Origin of the sequence: Streptomyces sp. URMC 126 (assembly GCF_051386555.1) — a bacterium.
Lineage (GTDB): Bacteria > Actinomycetota > Actinomycetes > Streptomycetales > Streptomycetaceae > Streptomyces.
Genome location: NZ_JBPQTX010000023.1, coordinates 20,600 through 40,374, shown reverse-complemented (window position 1 = coordinate 40,374; position 19,775 = coordinate 20,600). Strand labels below are relative to the sequence as shown.

At 74.2% G+C, this 19,775-nt stretch carries 16 protein-coding genes; 5 read left to right on the top strand and 11 right to left on the bottom strand.

Annotated features, from left to right (window positions below; genetic code table 11):
* Window positions 1–27: 27 nt before the first annotated feature.
* Window positions 28–627 carry a TetR/AcrR family transcriptional regulator gene (locus tag ACSNOK_RS05050; protein ID WP_436779339.1) on the bottom strand — a complete coding sequence of 200 codons (600 nt, stop codon included), beginning with the start codon at window positions 625–627 and terminating at the stop codon, window positions 28–30.
* A 164-nt stretch (window positions 628–791) separates the two neighbouring features.
* Here ACSNOK_RS05050 and ACSNOK_RS05045 point away from each other — a divergent pair, with 164 nt between their 5' ends.
* On the top strand, window positions 792–4,076 hold the full coding sequence (locus ACSNOK_RS05045; protein WP_436779338.1) for a S41 family peptidase: 3,285 nt from the start codon (window positions 792–794) through the stop codon (window positions 4,074–4,076).
* Window positions 4,077–4,233: 157 nt separating this feature from the next.
* On the opposite strand, the gene ACSNOK_RS05040 is transcribed toward ACSNOK_RS05045, so the two are convergent.
* From ACSNOK_RS05040 to ACSNOK_RS05030, 3 genes are all read right to left on the bottom strand, one after another.
* Entirely contained in the window at window positions 4,234–4,413 is a 180-nt protein-coding gene (locus tag ACSNOK_RS05040; RefSeq protein WP_436779337.1) for a hypothetical protein, read from the bottom strand.
* 83 nt (window positions 4,414–4,496) lie between these two features.
* Complete coding sequence (locus tag ACSNOK_RS05035; protein WP_436779336.1) at window positions 4,497–5,417, bottom strand: SDR family oxidoreductase; 921 nt, start codon at window positions 5,415–5,417, stop codon at window positions 4,497–4,499.
* Window positions 5,414–6,955, bottom strand: coding sequence for a flavin-containing monooxygenase (locus ACSNOK_RS05030; protein WP_436779342.1), 1,542 nt, complete (start codon window positions 6,953–6,955; stop codon window positions 5,414–5,416). Before ACSNOK_RS05030 ends, ACSNOK_RS05035 begins: the two co-directional genes overlap by 4 nt.
* 332 nt (window positions 6,956–7,287) lie before the next feature.
* On the opposite strand from ACSNOK_RS05030, the gene ACSNOK_RS05025 reads away from it, so the two are divergent.
* The gene (locus ACSNOK_RS05025; RefSeq protein ID WP_436779341.1) at window positions 7,288–8,049 is read left to right on the top strand and encodes a MerR family transcriptional regulator; all 762 of its coding nucleotides are present in this window, start codon (window positions 7,288–7,290) and stop codon (window positions 8,047–8,049) included.
* Window positions 8,050–8,127: 78 nt separating this feature from the next.
* On the opposite strand, the gene ACSNOK_RS05020 is transcribed toward ACSNOK_RS05025, so the two are convergent.
* A complete protein-coding gene (locus tag ACSNOK_RS05020; protein WP_436779335.1) occupies window positions 8,128–9,618 on the bottom strand; it encodes an MFS transporter in 1,491 nt (496 codons plus the stop codon).
* 153 nt (window positions 9,619–9,771) lie between these two features.
* Between ACSNOK_RS05020 and ACSNOK_RS05015 the strand changes: the two genes are divergently transcribed.
* Window positions 9,772–10,728: a LysR family transcriptional regulator gene (locus ACSNOK_RS05015; protein ID WP_436779334.1), complete on the top strand. Its 957-nt coding sequence runs from the start codon at window positions 9,772–9,774 to the stop codon at window positions 10,726–10,728.
* 81 nt (window positions 10,729–10,809) lie between these two features.
* Here ACSNOK_RS05015 and ACSNOK_RS05010 read toward each other — a convergent pair whose 3' ends face one another.
* Window positions 10,810–11,064, bottom strand: coding sequence for an FAD-dependent monooxygenase (locus ACSNOK_RS05010; protein ID WP_436779340.1), 255 nt, complete (start codon window positions 11,062–11,064; stop codon window positions 10,810–10,812).
* A 76-nt stretch (window positions 11,065–11,140) separates the two neighbouring features.
* A complete protein-coding gene (locus ACSNOK_RS05005) occupies window positions 11,141–11,932 on the bottom strand; it encodes an exodeoxyribonuclease III (protein WP_436779333.1) in 792 nt (263 codons plus the stop codon).
* A gap of 66 nt (window positions 11,933–11,998) precedes the next feature.
* On the opposite strand from ACSNOK_RS05005, the gene ACSNOK_RS05000 reads away from it, so the two are divergent.
* A complete protein-coding gene (locus ACSNOK_RS05000; RefSeq protein ID WP_436779332.1) occupies window positions 11,999–12,547 on the top strand; it encodes a GNAT family N-acetyltransferase in 549 nt (182 codons plus the stop codon).
* A 49-nt stretch (window positions 12,548–12,596) separates the two neighbouring features.
* Here ACSNOK_RS05000 and ACSNOK_RS04995 read toward each other — a convergent pair whose 3' ends face one another.
* Together ACSNOK_RS04995 and ACSNOK_RS04990 are read right to left on the bottom strand one after the other, a co-directional pair.
* Window positions 12,597–13,901, bottom strand: coding sequence for an ATP-binding protein (locus ACSNOK_RS04995; RefSeq protein WP_436779331.1), 1,305 nt, complete (start codon window positions 13,899–13,901; stop codon window positions 12,597–12,599).
* A 22-nt stretch (window positions 13,902–13,923) separates the two neighbouring features.
* Window positions 13,924–14,397, bottom strand: coding sequence for a hypothetical protein (locus ACSNOK_RS04990; protein WP_436779330.1), 474 nt, complete (start codon window positions 14,395–14,397; stop codon window positions 13,924–13,926).
* Window positions 14,398–14,779: 382 nt separating this feature from the next.
* Here ACSNOK_RS04990 and ACSNOK_RS04985 point away from each other — a divergent pair, with 382 nt between their 5' ends.
* On the top strand, window positions 14,780–17,035 hold the full coding sequence (locus ACSNOK_RS04985) for an alpha-N-acetylglucosaminidase (protein ID WP_436779329.1): 2,256 nt from the start codon (window positions 14,780–14,782) through the stop codon (window positions 17,033–17,035).
* 69 nt (window positions 17,036–17,104) lie between these two features.
* Here ACSNOK_RS04985 and ACSNOK_RS04980 read toward each other — a convergent pair whose 3' ends face one another.
* Window positions 17,105–18,589 carry a hypothetical protein gene (locus ACSNOK_RS04980; RefSeq protein WP_436779328.1) on the bottom strand — a complete coding sequence of 495 codons (1,485 nt, stop codon included), beginning with the start codon at window positions 18,587–18,589 and terminating at the stop codon, window positions 17,105–17,107.
* 221 nt (window positions 18,590–18,810) lie between these two features.
* Window positions 18,811–19,674: a putative RNA methyltransferase gene (locus tag ACSNOK_RS04975; protein ID WP_436779327.1), complete on the bottom strand. Its 864-nt coding sequence runs from the start codon at window positions 19,672–19,674 to the stop codon at window positions 18,811–18,813.
* Window positions 19,675–19,775: the final 101 nt, after the last annotated feature.

Sequence of the window (19,775 nt, the reverse complement as noted above, 5' to 3'; positions counted from 1 at the left end):
TGTGGGTGGGGGGATATGAGCCGGGGCTCAGCAGCCGAGGGCGGGGAGCACCACGGCGTCGATGAAGCGGGCGAGGTAGGCGGGGTCCGCCGGCCGGTCCTCGATCAGCGGGCGGGCGACGAAGGCGCCGATCATGGTGTGCTCGACGAAGTCCATCGCGGGGGTGTCCGGCGCCAGCTCACCACGCTCCACGGCCCGGTCGAGCAGCCGCCGGAGGGACTCCCGCTCGGGCTCGATCAGCAGCTCCCGCAGGGCGCGGTGGAGCTCGGGGTTGCAGTGGACGGCGTGTCCGAGCCCCCGCATGAGGGCCGCGTCGCGCTCCATCTGCGCGGGGTCGGCGACGGCGGTCAGCGCCAGCAGGTCGCCGCGCAGGGTGCCGGTGTCGATGTCGTCGACCTTGATCGGCTTGGTGTGCCGCAGCGCGCTCGCGACCAGCTCCGGCTTGCCCTTCCACTGGCGGTAGAGGGTCGCCTTGCTGGCCCGGGTGCGGGCCGCCACGGCGTCCATGGTCAGCGCCTCGTAACCGACCTCGCGCAGGATCGCGAGGACGGCCTCGTAGAGCTCCGCCTCACGTTCCGGCGTGAGCCGGGTGCGGCGGACCGGCGGCGCCGCGGATTCCTCCGGCATGTCGCACCTCCTGCGTTCGGGTCCGATGGGAACGAAACGGTTTCGTACAGTACGAGAGTACGGCGGCCCTCAGCGAAACGACGCCGTTTCGCACGTGGTGTGCGTCACGCGTGGCACGCGTCACGGCCCGGGTTGCCGGTGGGCCGGACGGTGGAAACCATGAAGTGGTGAGCGATGCCTACCTGAGGTACCCCCATCTCCACGGCGACCTGCTCTGCTTCGTCGCGGAGGACGACCTGTGGCTGTCCCCGCTGCCGGGGGCGGACGGCGGCAAGGACCGCGCCTGGCGGCTGACCGTCGACCGCACCCGGCTGGGCCACCCGCGGTTCTCCCCCGACGGCACCCGGATCGCGTTCACCAGCTGGCGCAGCCTCGACCCCGAGGTCCACCTCGTGCCCGTCGACGGCGGCCCGGCCCGGCGGCTGACCTACTGGGGCAGTACCGACGCCCGGGTCTGCGGCTGGACGCCGCCGCACCGGGACGGCACCAGCGACATCCTCGCCGTCTCCTCCCACGGCCAGCCCTTCTCCTACTTCTCCTGGGCCTACCGGCTGCCCACCGACGGCAGCCCCGGCCTGCGCCTGCCGTGGGGGCCGGTCTCCGACATCGCGATGCGCGGCAGCGGGCACGGCCCCGGGGACGCGCCCGGCGAGACCCTGCTGCTCACCGGCAAGCCGCCGCACGAGCCGGCCTCCTGGAAGCGCTACCGGGGCGGCGCCACGGGCCGGCTGTGGCTGATGGACAAGCGGCTGGTACCGGACCTGAACGGGCACCTGGACGCCGTGATGTTCGTCGGCGACCGGGTCGCGTTCCTCTCCGACCACGAGGGCGTCGGCAACCTCTACTCCTGCCGCCCCGACGGCACCGACCTCCGCCGCCACACCGACCACGCCGACTTCTACGCCCGGCACGCCTCCACCGACGGCAGCCGGGTCGTCTACCAGTGCGCGGGCGACCTGTGGCTCGTGGACGACTTCGGACCGGACGCCGTCCCGCGCCGGCTGGACCTCCGGCTCGGCGGGCCGCGCGCCGGACGGCGCACGTACCAGGTGCAGGCCGCCTCGCACGTCGACGCGCTGGCCGTCGACACCACCGGCCGGGCCAGCGCCGTCCAGGTACGCGGCAGCCTCTACTGGCTCACGCACCGCGACGGACCGGCGCGGGCCATCGCCGACACCCCCGGCGTCCGCGTCCGGCTGCCCGAGATGCTGGGCTCGACGGGCCGGGTCGCGTACATCACCGACGCGGAGGGCGAGGACGCCGTCGAGATCGCCCGGCTGCCGAGCGCGGCGGGCACGTCGGAGCACCGGCGGCTGGCGGCGGGCCGGATCGGCCGGGTGCACGAGACGCTGTCGTCGCCGGACGGCTCCCGGCTGGCGATCGCCGCGCACGACGGGCGGCTGCTGCTGGTGGACACCTCGCCGGAGGGGGACGGCGAGGTGAGCGAACTTGTCCGGTCCGACAACGGGCCGGTGCGCGACCTGGCGTTCTCCCCCGACTCCGGCTGGCTGGCCTGGTCCCACCCCGGCGTCGGCCGCTCCCTGCGGCAGATCAGGATCGCCCGCCTCTCCGACCGCATGGTCGTGGACGTCACCAACGGCCGCTTCGAGGACGAACAGCCCGTCTTCACCCGCGACGGCCGCTACCTCGCCTTCCTCTCCTGGCGCGGCTTCGACCCGGTGTACGACGTGCACACCGGCGACCTGTCGTTCCCGCTCGGCTGCCGCCCCTACCTCGTCCCGCTCTCCTCGGCCACCCCCTCGCCGTTCGCGCTGACAGCGGAGGGCCGGCCGGCGGGCGGCGGGCTGGACATCGACAGCACGACCGGCAGCGACAACGGGGGCCCGCTGACGGTGGAGACGGAGGGGCTGGAGAGCCGGGTGACACCCTTCCCGGTGGCCGCCTCCAAGTACTCGCACCTCCGCCCGGTGCACGGCGGCGGCCTGGTGTGGCTGCGCTGGCCCATCTCCGGCGCGCTCGGCGAGACCTTCGCCAACCCCGCCGACACCTCCGGCCGCCCCACGCTCGAACACTTCGACCTGTGCAAGGCCAAGCGCACCGAACTGACCGCGTCGCTCGACTGGTTCGAGGTCAGCGGCGACGGCACCCGGCTCGTCGTCAACGACGAGGGCGACCTGCGGGCCGCGCCCGCCACCGAGTCCGGCGACCCCGACTCCGTCGTCCACATCGACATGCGACGCATCCTGCACGAGGTGGACCCGGCCGCCGAGTGGCGGCAGGCGTACGCGGAGGCGGGCCGGATCGTCCGGGCCTACTTCTGGGAGCCCGGCATGGGCGGCGTCGACTGGGACGCGATCCTGGAGCAGTACCGGCCGCTGGTCGAACGCGTCGCCTCCCCCGACGACTTCGCCGACCTGCTCCGCGAGGTGCTGGGCGAACTCGGCACCTCCCACGCCTACGTCATCGGCTCCCGCCGCAACGAGGGCCCGCCGCACTACCAGCGCGCCATCGGCCTGCTCGGCGCCAACCTCACCCGGCTCAAGGACGGCCGCTGGGCCGTGCGCCGTATCCTGCCCGGCGACTCCTCCGACTCCAAGGCCCGTTCGCCGCTGGCCGGTTCGGGCATCCGCGAGGGTGCCGTCCTCACCCACGTGGACGGCCGGCCGGTCGACCCGGTCACCGGCCCGTACCCGCTGCTCGCCGCCGCGGGCGGCACCACCGTCGAGCTCACCTTCGCCCCGGGCGAGGGCGAGGGACCGGCCCGCCGGGTGGCGGTGGTCCCCCTGATCGACGAACGCCCGCTCCGCTACCAGGACTGGGTGGCCAAGCGCCGCGCGGTCGTCCGCGAACTGAGCGGCGGCAAGTGCGGCTACCTGCACATCCCCGACATGGGCGGCTCCGGCTGGGCGCAGTTCAACCGCGACCTGCGGATGGAGATGTCCCGGCCCGCCCTCATCGTGGACGTACGGGGCAACGCGGGCGGCAACATCAGCGAACTGGTGGTGGAGAAGCTCACCCGGACGATCATCGGTTGGGACCTCACGCGGGGCGCGCAGCCGGTGAGTTACGCCTCCAACGCGCCGCGCGGCCCGGTCGTCGCCATCGCCGACGAGATGACGTCCTCCGACGGCGACATGATCACCGCCGCGTTCAAGCTCCAGGGCATCGGGCCGGTGGTCGGGCTGCGCACGTGGGGCGGCGTCATCGGCATGACGGGCCGGCACCGGCTCGGCGACGGGACGGCGATCACGGTGCCGATGAACGCGGCCTGGTTCGACGCCTACGGCTGGGGCGTCGAGAACCACGGCGTGGAGCCGGACGTCGAGGTCGACCGGACGCCGCTGGACTGGGCCGAGGGCCGCCACAAGCAGCTCGACGACGCGGTCCGCCTGGCCCTGGACCTCCTGGAACGCCACGGCGCGACGACCCCGCCGGACTACGCCGACGTCCCGAACCGCGCCCGCCCGGAGTTGCCCCCGCGCCAGTAGCACCGCGGGGGCGCGGCCCCCACGGGAAACGGGAAGGGCCGGGGCGAAACCACAAGGGGCGCGCCCTGCGAACAGGGCGCGCCCCTCGCTCACGGAAGAGCGACCGGCCGACGCGGAGCGACGACCGTCGACGCCGGCCGTCGACCGCCGGCGTACGTCAGCGATCGTCGATCTCGTCGCGGATGTCGTCGAAGGACTGCTGCCCCTCCTGCCGGCCCTGCTGCCCCTTCTCGCGCAGCCGGTCCTGCCCCTGCTGCCCGCGCTGCTGCGCCTGCTCCTTCGCGTCCTGCATCTTCTGCTTGGCCTTCTGGGCCTTGCCCTGCATCTCGTCCTTCATGCCCATGGGTGTTCACTCCTCGGGGAGATCGTCTGATCGGGCCGGGACCAGCCTCGCACGCACCGTCACCCCCCGCACGTCGATCAGTTACCCTCCGTACTCACCGGCCCCTTGGCCCGGCCGGCGGCATCGGCGGCCCCACCGGCCCCCACCAGCCCCGGCGCGGACGCCTCCGCCGAGGCGAGCCGGGGCCCGAACCGCCGCATCTCGCGCCGCGCGCCGAGCGCGGTCAGCGCGGGCAGCAGCGCCCGCACCGGCTGGGCGGCGCGCAGCCACGCCTGGGCGTACACATGCGCCGAGCGCCGTTCGATCCCCGCCACGAGCCGCTCCACGGCGGGCTCCAGCGGGTACGTCCGGTTGGCCGGCCACGGCAGCCGCCGCCGCATCTCGCGCATCACGTCGATCTCGTCCGCACCCCGCACCATGTCGGTGTCCGTCCAGCTCAGATAGCCCACCCCGACCCGCACCCCCCGGTGGCCGACCTCACCGCGCAGGGCGTGCGCGTACGCCTCCACGCCCGCCTTGGACGCGCAGTAGGCGCTCATCATCGGCGCCGGCGCGATGGCGGCGAGCGAGGCGATCTGCAACAGATAGCCGCGGCTCTCGACGAGGGCGGGGAGGAAGGCGCGGCCGGTGACGGCGGAGCCGATCAGGTTGACCTCGACGACGCGACGCCAGACGGCGAAGTCGCAGCGCTCCAGCGGACCTCCCCCGGCGACACCGGCGTTGGCGACCACGATGTCGACGCGCCCGAACCGCGCGCCGACCTCCTGGGCCACCCGCTCCATGGCCTCCTGGTCGGTGACGTCGGCGTGCCAGTGGGCGGATTCCGTCCGCAAGGTGCCCGCGACGCGCCGGAGTTCGTCCGGCTCCAGGCCGACGAGGGCGAGCCGGGCGCCGCGCGCCGAAAGCTTGCGGGCCAGCGACTCGCCCACACCCCGCGCCGCGCCGGTGACGACGGCGACCTGCCCGCTCAGACTGTTCCCGCGGTACGCCGCGCTCATCGGGCCACCGCCCCTTCGCCCCGCCCCGACGAGACGAGCCCGGACACGGCGCCGGCCGCCCGCCGGCGCCGGGGCTCTCGCAGCACCTGGTATTCCTGGAGGTCTACCCGTCGGGTGGCCCGCCGGAACTCCGTCGTGGTGCCCGGCCAGGCCGTGGTGTTGCGCCCCTGGGAGTCGAGGTACCAGCTGTCGCAGCCGCCGGTGTTCCACACGGTCCGTTCCATGCGCCGCTGGAGGCCGCGGTTCCAGGCGTTGACGGCGGACGGCCGGGCGACGAGCGCGGTACGCCCGCCGAGCACGTCGAGTTGCCGCAGGTAATCGGCCAGGTAGTTGAGCTGCGATTCGATCATCAGCACCATCGAGCTGTTTCCGAGCCCGGTGTTGGGGCCGATGATGAAGAGGAGGTTGGGGAATCCGGCGGCGGTGGTGCCGCGCAGCGCGGCCATCCCGTCCTTCCACTCCTCGGCGAGCGTGGTGCCGTCGGCGCCGGTGATGCGGTGGGCGATCGGCATGTCGGTCACCCGGAATCCGGTGCCGAAGACCAGTACGTCGGCCTCCGCCCGCGTCCCGTCGGCCGCGACCAGCTCCGAGCCGCGCACCTCGCTCAGCCCGGACGAGACGACGTCGACGTTCGGCCTGGTCAGTGCCGGGTAGTAGTCGTTGGAGAGCAGGATGCGCTTGCATCCGATGCGGTAGTCGGGGGTGAGCCGGGCGCGCAGCCCCGGATCCTTCACGGAGCGCCGCAGATGCGCCCTGGCCAGCGCCTCCACCGCGCCGAGCCGCTCCGGATGTCTGGTGAACGCCCCCACCTGCAACTCCCTTATCGTCCACAGCAGTCCGCGCCGTACGGCCCGGGTGGCCGGCACCTTGCTGTGCAGCCACCGCTCGGCCCCCGTGATGCGCCGGTCCGCCCGGGGCAGGACCCAGGCCGGCGTGCGCTGGAAGACGGTCAGCCGGGAGACGTCCGGCTGGATCCCCGGGACGATCTGGATCGCCGACGCCCCGGTCCCGACGACCGCGACGCGCTTGCCGCGCAGGTCCACGCCGTGGTCCCAGCGGGCGGAGTGGAAGACGGGCCCGGGGAACGAGTCCAGGCCGGGGACGTCCGGCAGCCGCGGGTCGGAGAGTGGTCCGGTGGCGGAGACGACGACGTCGGCGGTGTAGGCGGCGCCGGAGGCGGTCTCCAGCTCCCAGCGCAGCCCCTCCGCGTCCCACCGGGCGGCTCTCACCTCGGTGTTCAGCCGGAGGTGCGGCCGCAGGCCGAAGGTGTCGGCGAGCCGCTCCAGGTACGCCTGGATGTGCGGCTGTCCGGAGAAGTTGCGCGGCCACTCGGGGTTGGGGGCGAACGAGAACGAGTACAGGTGCGAGGGCACGTCGCAGGCGCAGCCCGGATACGTGTTGTCCCGCCAGGTCCCGCCGATCGCCCCGGCGCGTTCCAGGACGACGAAGTCCGTCACCCCCTCCCGGCGGAGCCGTACGGCCGCTCCCAGCCCCCCGAACCCGGACCCGATCACCGCCACTCGCACGTGCTCGGCCATGCCGCTGCCTCCCGGATCGCTCCGCATCGCGCCAGTGATTACTGGCACGGTGCGAGCGTAGGGGTGTGACGTACCGAGCGGTAGGGGTGCGGCACAAGGAAGTTACCGCCGGTCGTACCCCCTCGCGGTGAACGGGGAGAACGCCTCGCCCGGCCCGTTCGTCGCTCGCTCACCGCGGCCGGACCGTCGACACGGCCGGAGATAACGGCTCACCCCGCCCAACCGGCGAACGAGCGGGACGGGGGCGCCCCACCCCGGCCACCGCCTACGCTGCCCGCGTGACCACCGAAGAGCCCGACGAGCCGGGCACCCCCGGTAAACGCGAGTACCGCATGGCGGAACTGGCCCGGGAAGCGGGCATCCCCCTCCGCACCCTCCGCTTCTACCGCGAACGCAAACTCGTCCCGCCCCCACGCCGCGAAGGCCGCCTGGCCTGGTACGACGACACCCACCTCAGCCGCCTCCGCACCATCGCCGCCCTCCTGGAACGCGGCCACACCCTCGGCGGCATCGCGGACCTGCTGGCCGCCTTCGAGGGCGGCCGGGACGTGGCCGAGCTCCTCGGCTTGGACGGCGTCCTGTCCACCCCCTGGTCACGGGAGACTCCGGTCCGCCTGAGCGCCGAGGAACTGGCGGACACCTTCGCGGGCCAGGTCACGGCCGAGAACCTCGCCGCCGCGCTCGACATCGGCTATCTCGCCGTCGACGGCGAGGAGTTCGTCCACGTCAGCCGCCGCCTCCTGGAGGCGTCCACCGAACTCGTGCGCGCCGGCGTCCCGTTGTCCGCCGTCCTGGCGGCGGCCCGCGACGTCCGCGTCCACGCCGACGCCCTGGCGGCGATCTTCACCGACCTCATCCACACCCACCTCCTGAAGGACGCCCTCACCCGCTCCGCCGCCGGCACCCCCCTCCCCCACGACGAGACCGACCACATCGCCCGCACGCTCGAACGCCTGCGCCCGGTGTCCCAGACGGTGGTCGACGCGGAGGTCTCCATGGCGATGGACCGCCATATAAGGGCGAACGCGGAAGCGTGGTCGCGGGCGCACGAGCCGGCGGGGGACGACGCCCAAGGCGACCCGGCGGCGTCCTGACGCGCCCCTCCCGCCCGGACGTCGCACGGTCTTCGTCCACCCGCGCCTCCGCCGCCTCGGTAGTCCGGCCGGTGGTGCTCACGAGCCCGCCCGCGGCGCGTCCGCGCGGCGGCCACGTCCGTGCCGGACGAGGGCCACCAGGCCGATGACGGCGACCAGGACGGCGATGACGCGGTAGCCCTGGGCCATCGCGTCGGTGAACGCCCGCACGGCGGCGTCGTGCCCGTCGGCGCCCAAGCGGTCGGCGGCGGCCATGGCGTCCGAGGCCGAGTGCGCGCTCTCCTCGGCGCCCTCGGGCAGGTGCGCGAGGAAGCGGCTGGTGACGACGGTCGCGACGACGGCGATGCCGACGGCGCTGCCGATCTCGCGCGCGGTGCTGTTGAGGGCGGAGCCCAGGCCGCTCCGGCTCTTGGGCAGCGCGGCGACGATGCCGCCGGACAGGGGCGGGGTCGCCAGCCCCATGCCGGTGGCCATGACGAGCAGCGCGAGCGCGTACCGCCAGTAGGGCGTCGCGGCGGTCGCCAGGGACAGCAGTACGAGCCCGCCGACGATCAGCGCCATACCGACGGCCACGACCGGGCGCACGCCCCAGCGGCCGGCCAGTGTGGCGGCCTTGGGCGAGACCACCTTCATGCACAGCCCCTGCGGCAGGATGGCCAGACCCGTCTCGACGGCGCTGAACCCCTTGGCGTAGTGCAGGTACTGGGCGTTGAGGAAGAAGAGGCCGAACATGCCGAGGAAGGCGGCGGCCACGCCCAGGATGCCCGCGCCCACCGCGGGCGTCCTGAGCAACCGGAGGTCGACCAGGGGGCGTTCGGCACGCAGCGAGTGGACGACGAACACCGCGCCGACGACCAGGTCCCCGGCGAACGCCGTCAGCACGGGACCCGACGTCCAGCCCAGCTCACGCCCCTCGATCAGACCGAACAGCAGGCCCGTGAGCGTCGCCACCAGCAGGACGGTACCGAGCGGGTCGGACCGGCCCGGGTGGCGCTCGGTGTCCGGGCACCGGCGGAAGGCCAGTACGGCGAGCAGCACGGCGGCCGGGACGAAGAGGGCGAAGAACACGGGCCAGGAGAAGAACTGCAGGGTGGTGCCGGCGACCAGGTTGCCGAGCATGCCGCCCAGCCCGGTCGCGCCCGACCAGGCGCCGACCGCCTTGCCGCGCTCGGAGGGAGGCGTCACGGCTAGGGACAGGGCCAGGGTGGCCGGCATCACCGCGGCCGCGCCCAGACCCGCGACGGCCCGCCCGACGAGCAGGACCGTGACGTTCGGGGCGAGCGCGCAACCCAGACAGCCCAGGGCGAACGTGGCGAGCCCGCCGACGAGCACCCGCTTGCGGCCCAGCCGGTCGCCCAACGCCCCCGCCGGGATGAGGAGTCCGGCGAAGACGAGCAGATAGACGTCCACGATCCACACCATCTGCGTCGCCGACGGGTGCAGACCGCTGCCGGAGATCTGGGGGATGGCCAGGTTGACACCGGACACCATGGCCTGAACGGCGATGACGGCGGCGTTCATCAGACGCGGGACGGACTGCCGTGCCGCCCGGCCGTGAGGAGGTTCCATGGCCCCGCCCGGCGGCCGCCCCGCCGCACGGGCACGGTCCGCGTGGGGCCTCGCTGCGCTCTCCGCGGTCATGACCTCCCCTTCCTTTCCGACGCGCCAACGACCCTAGAAACGAGGCGAATTAACTTCAAATGCATGTTCGTGATCCATAAAATGCGTTTGGTGCATACGAAGTTGGATCTGAATCTGCTCGTCGCCCTCGACGCTCTGCTGGAGGAGTGCTCCGTCACCGGGGCCGCCGCCCGCCTGGCCGTCTCCGAGCCGGCGATGAGCCGCACGCTGGGACGCATACGCAAGGTCGTCGGGGACCCCGTGCTGGTCCGCGCCGGTCACACCATGCAGCCCACTCCCCGGGCCGTGGCCATGCGGACGGAAGTGCGCGCCCTGGTGCGGCGCGCCCACGCGGTGCTCGCCCCGACCGGCGAGATCGACCTCGGTTCGCTGACGCGTACCTTCACCATCAGCGCCAATGACGCGATGGTCACCTCGGTCGGCGATCACCTGCTCACCCGCGTCGAACGGGAGGCGCCGGGCGTGACGTTGTGCTTCCTGGCGGAGCCGCCGGGCGATCACACCGGGCTGCGGGACGGCAGTATCGATCTCCAGATGGGCGTGCTGGGCCCGCTCGCGCCCGAGGTGCGGTCGGAACCGCTCATCGACGACCACACCGTGATGGTCATGCGCCCGGACCACCCCCTGGCCGAAGGCGAGCTCACCGCCGAACGGGTCGCGGGCGCCCGGCACATCGTCACGTCCCGCCGCGGCCGCCCGAGCGGCCCCCTGGACGACGCCCTGGCAGCGCTGCGGCTCAGCCGGCGGGCCGCCGTCGTCGCCCCGACGTTCGCCGCCACGCTGTTGATGCTGGCCAACCGGCACGACGTGGTCGGCCTCTTCCCCTGGCGCCAGTACCGCGTCAACGTGCGCACGCTCGGCCTGATCACCCGGGAGCTGCCCGTCCCGCTGCCGCCGCTCCCGCTGTCCCTCGCCTGGCACCCGCGCGACGACTCCGACCCGGCCCACCGGTGGCTGCGCTCCCGCATCCGCAGTTCGGTCGCCGCCGTGCTGGCACCCGACGACGTCCCCACCGGCCCGGGCGCGGCGGCCGGGTGACGGCCGCGTGGCGGCACGGGGCTTGCTCGCGGGGTGGCGGGCGGACGGGCTGGGCGGCCCGCCACCGGCGTGTCACTCCCGTCAGGGCCGGCCGGGGGGCGGACGCGCGGTCAGGCCGAGCAGCGGGGCGCCCAGGCCGGCCGGTTTCACCGTGGCCTGGCGGCCGGTGAGGGTGGGGCCGGTGCCCTCGAAGCCGATACCGAGCAGCTTGCGTACGGTGCTGTGCCTACCGTCGCAGCCCGCCAGGCGGGAGGCGCGCACCACCTTGTCGCCGTAGGGGCGCGGGTGTACCAACGAGCCGCGAGGGCCGGCCTCCCTGGGAAGGCCGGCGGACACCCCGCGCCCGCGAGCCACGCAGGGCACCCGCCGGCGCGCCCCCGGACCGTCCGCCGCCGCGCGCCCCCGTCGCTCCCTACGCCCCGTACACCACCGTCACCGGCGCATGGTCGCTCCACCGCTCCGCGTGCGAGGCCGCGCGCTCGACGTGGGCCTTCAGGGCGCGGGCCGCGAGGCCCGGGGTGGCGACGTGGTAGTCGATGCGCCAGCCGGAGTCGTTGTCGAAGGCGCGTCCGCGGTAGGACCACCAGGAGTAGGGGCCGGCGACGTCGGGGTGCCGGTCGCGGACGACGTCGACGTACTCCTCGAAGACCTTGGTGAGCCAGGCGCGCTCCTCGGGGAGGAAGCCGGCGCTCTTCCGGTTGGCCTTCCAGTTCTTGAGGTCGGCCTCCTGGTGGGCGATGTTCCAGTCGCCGCAGACGAGGACCTCACGGCCGTCCGCCGCCGCGCGCGCCTTCAGGGAGACCAGGTAGGGGAGGAACGCGTCCATGAAGCGCTCCTTCTCGTCCTGGCGCTCGGTGCCCACCTCTCCCGAGGGCAGGTAGAGGCTGGCGACGGTGACACCCGGCAGATCGATCTCCAGGTAGCGCCCACTGCCGTCGAACTCGGCGGAGCCGAAGCCGGTCCGTACCGCGTCGGGCTCGCGCCGGGAGTACACCGAGACGCCGGCCCGGCCCTTGGCCGCAGCGGGGGCGTGGTAGGCGTGCCAGCCCTCGGGCTCGCGGACCTCGTCGGGGAGCTGGTGCGGCTCGGCGCGGACCTCCTGGAGGCACACGACGTCGGCGTCGGTCGCCGCCAGCCACTCCACGAAGCCCTTCTTGGCGGCGGCGCGGAGTCCGTTCACGTTTACGGAAGTCACAGTGAGCATTCCGGCACGATACCGACTTTGCGGGCGCCCCTGTCGCGCCCGGTCAGGTGATCGTACGATCGCGGAATGCGGATTGTGCCTGTGTCCTTCGACCACCCGGACGCCGTGAAACTCAACGACGAGGTGCAGCTGGAGTACCAGGCGCGCTACGGCGACGAGGGCGATCTCACCCCGCTGGAGCCCGCGCACTTCGCCCCGCCGCGTGGCCTATATCTCATCGCCTACGAGGACGACGGAGCTCCCGTGGCCTCCGGCGGCTGGCGCGCGCGGGACCGCGACGAGGAGGGGTACGCGGACGGCGACGCCGAGCTCAAGCGGATGTACGTGGTGCCCGGCGCGCGGGGACGCGGGCTGGCGCGGCGGATCCTCGCGCTGCTGGAGGAGGACGCGCGGGCGGCGGGCCGGACGCGGGTGGTCCTGGAGACGGGTACCGCGCAGCCGGAGGCGATCGCGCTCTACACGTCGAGCGGGTACGTGCCGGCGGAGCGGAAGTTCGGGATCTACCGGGAGTACGAGCAGAGCCGCTGCTTCGCCAAGCCGCTGCGGCGCGGGGCTCCGCCCTCGTCCATCGGGACCGGAAGCGGGGCCGGAGCCGGGGCCGCGGCCGGTCTCTGAACAGGCAGCGACCGATCGCCGGTCCGGCAACGCCGGAGGGGCCGGAGCGTCAGTCAGCCGACGCCCCCGGGGCCGGCCGCGGCTCCCGCTCCGGATGTTCCGCTTCCTGTTCCGCTTCCCCTGCCCCTTCCGGTTCCGGCGGTACCGGCCCCCGCGCCGCCCCGCGCAGGTCGAGCACCGCCTCCGCCCCGCCCTCCGACGGGTTCGCGAAGGTCAGCGGGGCGCCCAGCACCCGCGCCTGCCCCGCCGCGATCGTCAGCCCGAGGCCCAGCCCCGCGCCGGAGTCCGTGCGGAACCGCTGCGGCCCGTGGGCCAGCAGCGACTCGGGGAAGCCGGGACCGCCGTCGCGGACGCGGATGACGCCGTCGTCCACCTCGACGGCGACCGGCTCGGCGCCGTGCCGGTAGGCGTTGGTGACGAGGTTGGTCAGTATCCGTTCGACGCGCCGGGCGTCCGTCTCCACCAGACAGTCGCGCACCACCCGTACCTCCGCCGCCGTACCGCCCGGCCCGCCCGCCGCGCCGGCCGCGCGCCGGGCGAGGTCGCCGAGGGGGCGGACGTCGCTCTCCACCCGTTCGGTGTCCGCGTCCAGCCGGGCCACCTCCAGGACGTCCTCCATCAGGGTGTGCACCCGCCGGGCCCGCTCCCGGACCATCTCGGCGGGCCGGCCGGGCGGCAGCAGGGCCGCCGCGGCGACCAGACCGGCGACGGGGGTGCGCAACTCGTGCGCGATGTTGGCGGTCACCTCGCGCTCGGCCTGGAGACGGGCGGCGAGCGCGTCGGCCATGGCGTTGACGGCGATGGTCAGCCGCGCGATCTCGTCCTTGCCGCCGCGGGGCCGGAGCCGCGCGGTGAGGTCCCCGTCGGCGATGCGCTCGGCGATACGGGCGGAGGCGTTGAGCCGGCGTCCGGCGAACGTCGCCAGGCCGACGCCGACGATCCCGGAGAAGGCGGTGCCCAGGCCGCCGGCCGCCCAGAGCACGTCGTCGAGGTCCTGAAGGTCGCGGGTCTCACGGCGGTAGGGCCGCTTCAGCACGATCAGGTCGTCACCGAGCCGGGTCGCCGCCCACAACACCGGCTCCCGGCCGCTCCGGTCCAGGTAGGTGGCGCGTTTGCCGCCCTCCGCCGCCTCGCGCAGGGGCGCCGGTACGCCGTCCGGGTTGACGAGGGTGTGCTGCCGGTCGATGCCCGCCGCGTGGTCCTCGACGGCCGAGGTCAGCCGGGCCTCGATGGTCTCGCGGGCCGTCGCCAGCTGATTGACGCCGGTGCGGTGGTGCACGACGAACCCGATCAGGACGGCGACGAGCGCGGCGGTGACGGTGATCGCCGCGCCGATCTTCGTTCGCAGTCCCATGGTGTCCAGGCTCCTCGACGGCCTACGCCGGCGGCTGTCGCCCCGGCACGAAGAGCCGCAGATCACGCAGCTCGTCGTACTGCCCGCCCGGGAGCCCGTCGACGAGGACGGAGACCCGGCTGTAGTAGGAGTGACGATCCTGCCCTACGCGTCCGGAGAACCGGACGCGGGCCTCGCGCGGACGGTCGCCGCAGGCCGGCGCGCACCACGGGCCGGTGACCGTGCCGGTCGCCTCGGCGGCCGGCCCGCCCCAGGACCGCCAGCGCAGCCGGGTGAGCCGGACGACACCCGCGACCTCGAACGTCGCCGGGCGGCTCACGCCGGGACGGCCGGGGCCCTCGCTGACGTGTACGGGCAGCGCGGCCGGGACCGGCGTCCGCGCCGGGCCGCTCACCTCCAGCCCGCCGGGCTCCGCGCAGCCGGTGAGCAGTCCGCCGGACAGACCCGTGGCGAGGAGGGTGGTGAGGATGCCGGGGACGGCACCGAGTCGTCGCACGGCATTCCTCGGGTACGGGAAGGGGCCCGGGGACGGAGGAGTCCCCGGGAACGGCGGCGGCTGCGGAACGGACCGACCGGACGGTATGGACCGCTCCTGTTCAACGGATGTCACGGATACGTCGGATGCCACGGATGCCACGGATATGGCAGATGCCACAGACGTCACAGAAAAAATCGCCGACGCGAACGGGACGGCCGAAGCGGCCGGAAGACGCCGAACGGGCGACGAAGCATCAACCCGAAAGAGGCCTTTCGCAGTAAATGTTACCGGTGTGACCGATTCGCCCAAGGCACTCTTGACGTTCGGCCGTCGTCGGCTCATAGGATCTCGGCGCTCAAGTGGTCCAGGCCGGTAGCCGCAGCTGCCTCGGAGGTCACTCATGCACATCGCCCGTCGTTCGGTCCTCGGCGCCCTGGCCGGCTCCGCCGCGCTCGGCACCCTCGGCGCCTCCCCGGCGGAAGCCGCGGCCTCCGCTCAGCCGCCCCCTGGCGTCCCGGGAACCCCGCTGGTCCCACCCGCTCCCGACAGACCGGACGCACCGACGGCCGCCGGCCCCGCCGCCGCGGCCCTGGCCCGGCTCTTCCCCCGCCACCACCGCCAGGTCACCTTCCGCACCATCCCCCGCCGCTCCGGCGCGGACGTCTACCGGGTCACCGGCCAAGCCGGCCGGATCCTCGTCGAGGGCAGCACCCCGGCCGTCCAGCTGACCGGATTCCACCGCTACCTGCGGGACGTCGCCCACGCCCACGTCTCGTGGGCCGGCGAGCGGACGGCCCTGCCCGCCACGCTCCCCGCCGTCCGGGGCAGCGTCACCGCCGAGGCGAACGTCCGCCACCGCTTCGCCCTCAACGACACGAACGACGGCTACACCGGCCCCTACCGGGACTGGGCCTACTGGGAACGCGAAATCGACATCCTCGCGCTGCACGGCTACAACGAGGTGCTGGTCTACGCGGGGGCCGACGAGGTCTACCGTCGAACGTTCATCGAACACGGTTACACCGACGCGGAATGCCGGAATTGGGTTCCCGGCCCCGCCCACCAGCCCTGGTGGCTCATGCAGAACATGAGCGCCTTCGGCGGCCCGGTCTCCCGCGCCCTCCTCGACCGCAGGACCGCCCTGGCCCAGCGGATCACGCGCCGGCTGCGCGAGCTCGGCATCACCCCCGTCCTCCCCGGCTACTCCGGCACCGTCCCGCCGGACTTCGCCCGCCGCAACAAGGGCGCCCGCACCGTCCCGCAGGGCGACTGGGCCGGCTTCCGCAGACCCGACTGGCTCGACCCGCGCACCGCACACTTCTCCCGCGTCGCCCGCACGTACTACCGGGTGCAGCAGGAGCTCTACGGCGCCTCCTCCATGTACAAGATCGACCTGCTGCACGAGGGCGGCACCCCCGGCCCCGTCCCCGTCAGCGCCGCCGCCAAGGCCGTCGAGAAGGCGCTGCGCACCGCGCACCCCGGCGCCACCTGGGCCATCCTCGGCTGGCAGACCAACCCCCGCCGCGAGATCCTCGACGCCGTCGACCGCTCCCGGATGCTCGTCCTCGACGGCATCCCGGACCACTACCCGCGCGTCACCGACCGCGAGAAGGACTGGGGCGGCACCCCGTACGCCTTCGGCACCATCTGGAACTTCGGCGGGCACACGGCGATGGGTGCCAACACCCGGGACTGGGTCTCCCTGTTCCACCAGTGGCGCACCAAGAAGGGCAGCGCGCTGCGCGGCATCGCGCTGATGCCCGAGGCGGCCGACAACAACCCCGCCGCGTTCGCCCTCTTCTCCGACCTGGCCTGGACCAAGGGGCGGCTGGACGTGGAGGACTGGTTCGCCCGCTGGCCCGTCCAGCGGTACGGCGCCGCCGACCCGAACGCGCGCCGCGCCTGGGACGTGCTGCGCCGCACCGCCTACGGCACCACGCGCGCCGACGGCTGGAGCGAGGCGGCCGACGGCCTCTTCGGCGCCCGCCCGGACCTGGCCGTCAACCGCGCCGCCGCCTGGTCCCCGCGGCAGCTGCGCTACGACGCGGCGGCCTTCGACGAGGCGCTGCCCGCGCTGCTCGCCGTCGCCCCGGCGCTGCGCGGCAGCTCGGCGTACCGGTACGACCTGATGGACGTCGCCCGGCAGTGCGTCAGCAACCGCAGCCGGCTGCTGCTCCCCCGGATCAAGGCCGCCTACGACGCGGGCGACCGGGCCCGCTTCCGGACCCTGACCCGGCAGTGGCTGGACTGGATGACGCTCCTTGAGGAGACCGTCGCCACCAGCGAACGCCACCTGCTGGGCCGCTGGATCGCCGAGGCCCGCGCCTGGGGCGGCACGGCCGCCGAACGCGACCGGCTGGAGCACGACGCCGTCTCCCTGCTGACCGTCTGGGGCCCGCGCGCCTCGGCGGACGCCGGCAAACTGCACGACTACGCGAACCGCGAATGGGCGGGGCTGGTCGGCGGCCTGTACCGGCTGCGCTGGAAGACCTACTTCACCGAGCTCGAAGCGGCGCTCGCGGCTCGGCGGAAGCCCAAGCCCATCGACTGGTACGCGCTGGAGGACGGCTGGACGCGCAAGCGGCCCGCGTCCCCGGCGAAGCCGTCGGGTGACATCGTCGCGGTGGCCCGGAAGGTGGCGACGCGGCTGACGTGACCGGTTGCCGGGACGGTGGAGGGCCGGGCGCGCGCCCGGCCCTCCACACCGTCACACGGTCCCGCGAGGTCAGCCCTTCGAACCGGCCAGCTTCCACTCGCGGTGCAGCCCCGGCAGCGGCAGCTTCCGCTCGAACACCGGCGTGCCGAAGATCCGCAGCTGGAGCTGGAGCGCGCCGTTGAGGTCGACGCCGCCGAACGCCCCCCACTTGCCGTTCAGCGACTTCTTCCCGTCGGTCGACGCCTTGGCGGCGACCTCGCCCTCGGCCCGCAGGTACGGCGACAGGTCGCCCGTCACGCCGACCGTGCCGTACAGCCCGACGGACGCCTCGGCGCCCAGCGCGGCGCGCACGCGTCCGCCGGCCGCCACCGTGGCGCGCACCGGAGAGCCCTTCATGGCGGTCTTGCTGACGGGCGCCCAGCCCTTGGCCCTGCTGTACGAGCCGCCGACCCGGAAGTCGCCCTTGACGTCCTGCTTCACATCGACGGTGATCTTCCCGTCGGCGTCCACCTGCAGGTAGCAGGTCAGGTCCGCGTTGACGACGACCGGGACGGGCCCGACCTGGACGACGGGGGCGGCGTGCAGCTTGGCGAACGGCAGGCGCAGCGGCTTGCCCTCCGTCGACGCGGCGGCCCGGCCCTTCAGTTCCCACTGCGCCGACCAGTCGCCGGCCAGGGCGAGGGACGCCGTACCGGGGGCGCGGCCGTCGGTGCCGCGGCCGTCGTAGGAGAAGTCGACCTCGGGCGCCAGCTGCACGAAGCCGTCGACCGACGCCTTGGCCGAGGCGGGGGCGCCCTTCGCGGTGGCGACGGCGGTGGACACGTCCACGCGCAGGTTGCCGAGGGGCAGCTTCGCGCCCTGCGGGCCGAAGCGGAGGTTCCCGCGCTTGGCCCAGGACACCTTGACGCCCGGCACGAGCGGCTTCACCTGCACGGCGGACGGGTCGACGGCCACGGTGCCGTTCGCCTTCGCGTCGCCGAGGAGCGCGGGGAGGGTGGCGGGCGCGGTGCGCACCTCCAGGCCCTTGTCCGTCGTCCCGACCACCTTCGTCACCTTGGCGAGGACGCCGTTCGGGGCGCCCGGCGTGGGCGCGCTGGCGAAGACGTCGCCGACGGCGACGGTCTTGGCCGGGGCCGCCGGGCCGCCTCCGGATCCGGAGCCGGGCTTGCCGCTCGGCTTGGCACCCGGCTTGTCACCCGGCTTGGCACTCGGTGCGCCGCCCGGCTTGGCGGTGGTGACACCGGAGATGACGGCGCGGCCGGTCGCCCGGTCGTACGAGGCCACCTTGAGCGTCGACGTCCGTGCCCGCTCCTGCCGAGGGGCCGCCGACGGGCGGTCCGCCGACGCGCCGGGCGCGACCGCGGCGGCGCGCGCCCCGAGGGGCGCCGCGGCGACCGCGAGCTCCTGCGGTGCGGCCGGTGCGGTGGCGGCCGGCGCCGCGGCCCGGTCGTCCGGCTTGTCGGCGGCCTTCGGGCCGGACGACGAACACCCGGCGACGGCCAGGGACATGGCGGTCAGGGCGGGGAACAGCACTCTCTTGTGGCGCTTGCGCAATTCGGATCCTCGGGGGCGTGCCGCGCGACAGCGGGACAAACTGCGATTACTCACTGGTAAGGAACCGCATGATCCTGTCATGCACGCCGCGAGCCGGGGATCCGTCGGATGGCGATCACCGGATGATCTGCGTCACAGCACTGCCAGGACGCCGTCGGTGCCGCCCGGGGCGCACGCCACGCACGGCAAGCGCCCGAACGCGCCGACGGCACGGCACTCCGTCACACGGCCCGGTACACCGACACCAGACAGGAGACGGTGACCGGCAGCGGCAGCGCCAACTCGTCGACGCGACCCCGCAGTTCCTCGGGCGTCACGTGCCAAGCGCTGGGCCCCATCAGTACCAGGTTCATCACGTCGTCCGCCGACAAGGCGACGGTGTGCTCGTGCGTCTCCGCGCTCTCGGCCCGGAACCGGTCGCCGAGCGTCCGCCGCAGCCGGTCCTCCTTGTCCGCGTCCACGGCGAGCAGCCCCAGGCTCTCCCGCAGGCCCGCCAGGTGACGGGCGGTCGGCGTCACGACCACGAGCGCGCCGCCGGGCCGCAGCACCCGGTGGAACTCCGCGCCGTTGCGCGGCGCGAAGACGTTCAGCACGACGTCCACGGACTCCCCGCGCACCGGCAAGGGGCGCCAGACGTCCCAGGTCGCCGCCCACGCCCGGGGGTGGGCCCGGGCCGCCTGGCGCAGCGCGTACTTGGAGGCGTCGAGCCCCAGCCCGACGGCGCCCGGCAGGGCGTCCAGGGCGGCGGCGAGGTAGTACCCGGTCCCGGCGCCGGCGTCGAGCAGCGTGCCGCCGTCCGGACAGAGCGGCGCCACGGCCCGGGCCACGGCCGTGGCCAGCGGGGCGTAGTGCCCGGCCCCGAGGAACGCCGTCCGGGCGCGCACCATGTCGGCCGTGTCGGCGCTGCCGGCCCGCATGTTGCCGGTCAGCAGGCCGACGTAGCCCTGGCGGGCGACGTCGAACGAGTGCCGCCCGGCGCACCGTACGGATCCGTCGGCCGTCTCCAGCCGCTCGCCGCAGTGCGGGCAGGTCAGGACGGAGAGGAGGCGGAGCCGCGCCTCGGGGGCGACGTGAAGGGCGGGCATGCGTGGTCCTCCGCGGCGGTGGGCCGCGTGTCAACGGGGAACGGTCGGGATCCCCGGCGGCCCGGGCCGGCGCCTCGGGCGCGACCCGCCTCAGCGTGAGG

What these genes read in the sequence shown, in the direction of transcription:
- ACSNOK_RS05050 (WP_436779339.1), bottom strand. Translation starts at nt 627, where the DNA reads ATGCCGGAGGAATCCGCGGCGCCGCCGGTCCGCCGCACCCGGCTCACG.
- ACSNOK_RS05040 (WP_436779337.1), bottom strand. Translation starts at nt 4,413, where the DNA reads ATGAAGGACGAGATGCAGGGCAAGGCCCAGAAGGCCAAGCAGAAGATG.
- ACSNOK_RS05035 (WP_436779336.1), bottom strand. Translation starts at nt 5,417, where the DNA reads ATGAGCGCGGCGTACCGCGGGAACAGTCTGAGCGGGCAGGTCGCCGTC.
- ACSNOK_RS05030 (WP_436779342.1), bottom strand. Translation starts at nt 6,955, where the DNA reads ATGGCCGAGCACGTGCGAGTGGCGGTGATCGGGTCCGGGTTCGGGGGG.
- ACSNOK_RS05025 (WP_436779341.1), top strand. Translation starts at nt 7,288, where the DNA reads ATGGCGGAACTGGCCCGGGAAGCGGGCATCCCCCTCCGCACCCTCCGC.
- ACSNOK_RS05020 (WP_436779335.1), bottom strand. Translation starts at nt 9,618, where the DNA reads ATGGAACCTCCTCACGGCCGGGCGGCACGGCAGTCCGTCCCGCGTCTG.
- ACSNOK_RS05015 (WP_436779334.1), top strand. Translation starts at nt 9,772, where the DNA reads ATGCGTTTGGTGCATACGAAGTTGGATCTGAATCTGCTCGTCGCCCTC.
- ACSNOK_RS05005 (WP_436779333.1), bottom strand. Translation starts at nt 11,932, where the DNA reads ATGCTCACTGTGACTTCCGTAAACGTGAACGGACTCCGCGCCGCCGCC.
- ACSNOK_RS05000 (WP_436779332.1), top strand. Translation starts at nt 11,999, where the DNA reads ATGCGGATTGTGCCTGTGTCCTTCGACCACCCGGACGCCGTGAAACTC.
- ACSNOK_RS04995 (WP_436779331.1), bottom strand. Translation starts at nt 13,901, where the DNA reads ATGGGACTGCGAACGAAGATCGGCGCGGCGATCACCGTCACCGCCGCG.
- ACSNOK_RS04985 (WP_436779329.1), top strand. Translation starts at nt 14,780, where the DNA reads ATGCACATCGCCCGTCGTTCGGTCCTCGGCGCCCTGGCCGGCTCCGCC.
- ACSNOK_RS04975 (WP_436779327.1), bottom strand. Translation starts at nt 19,674, where the DNA reads ATGCCCGCCCTTCACGTCGCCCCCGAGGCGCGGCTCCGCCTCCTCTCC.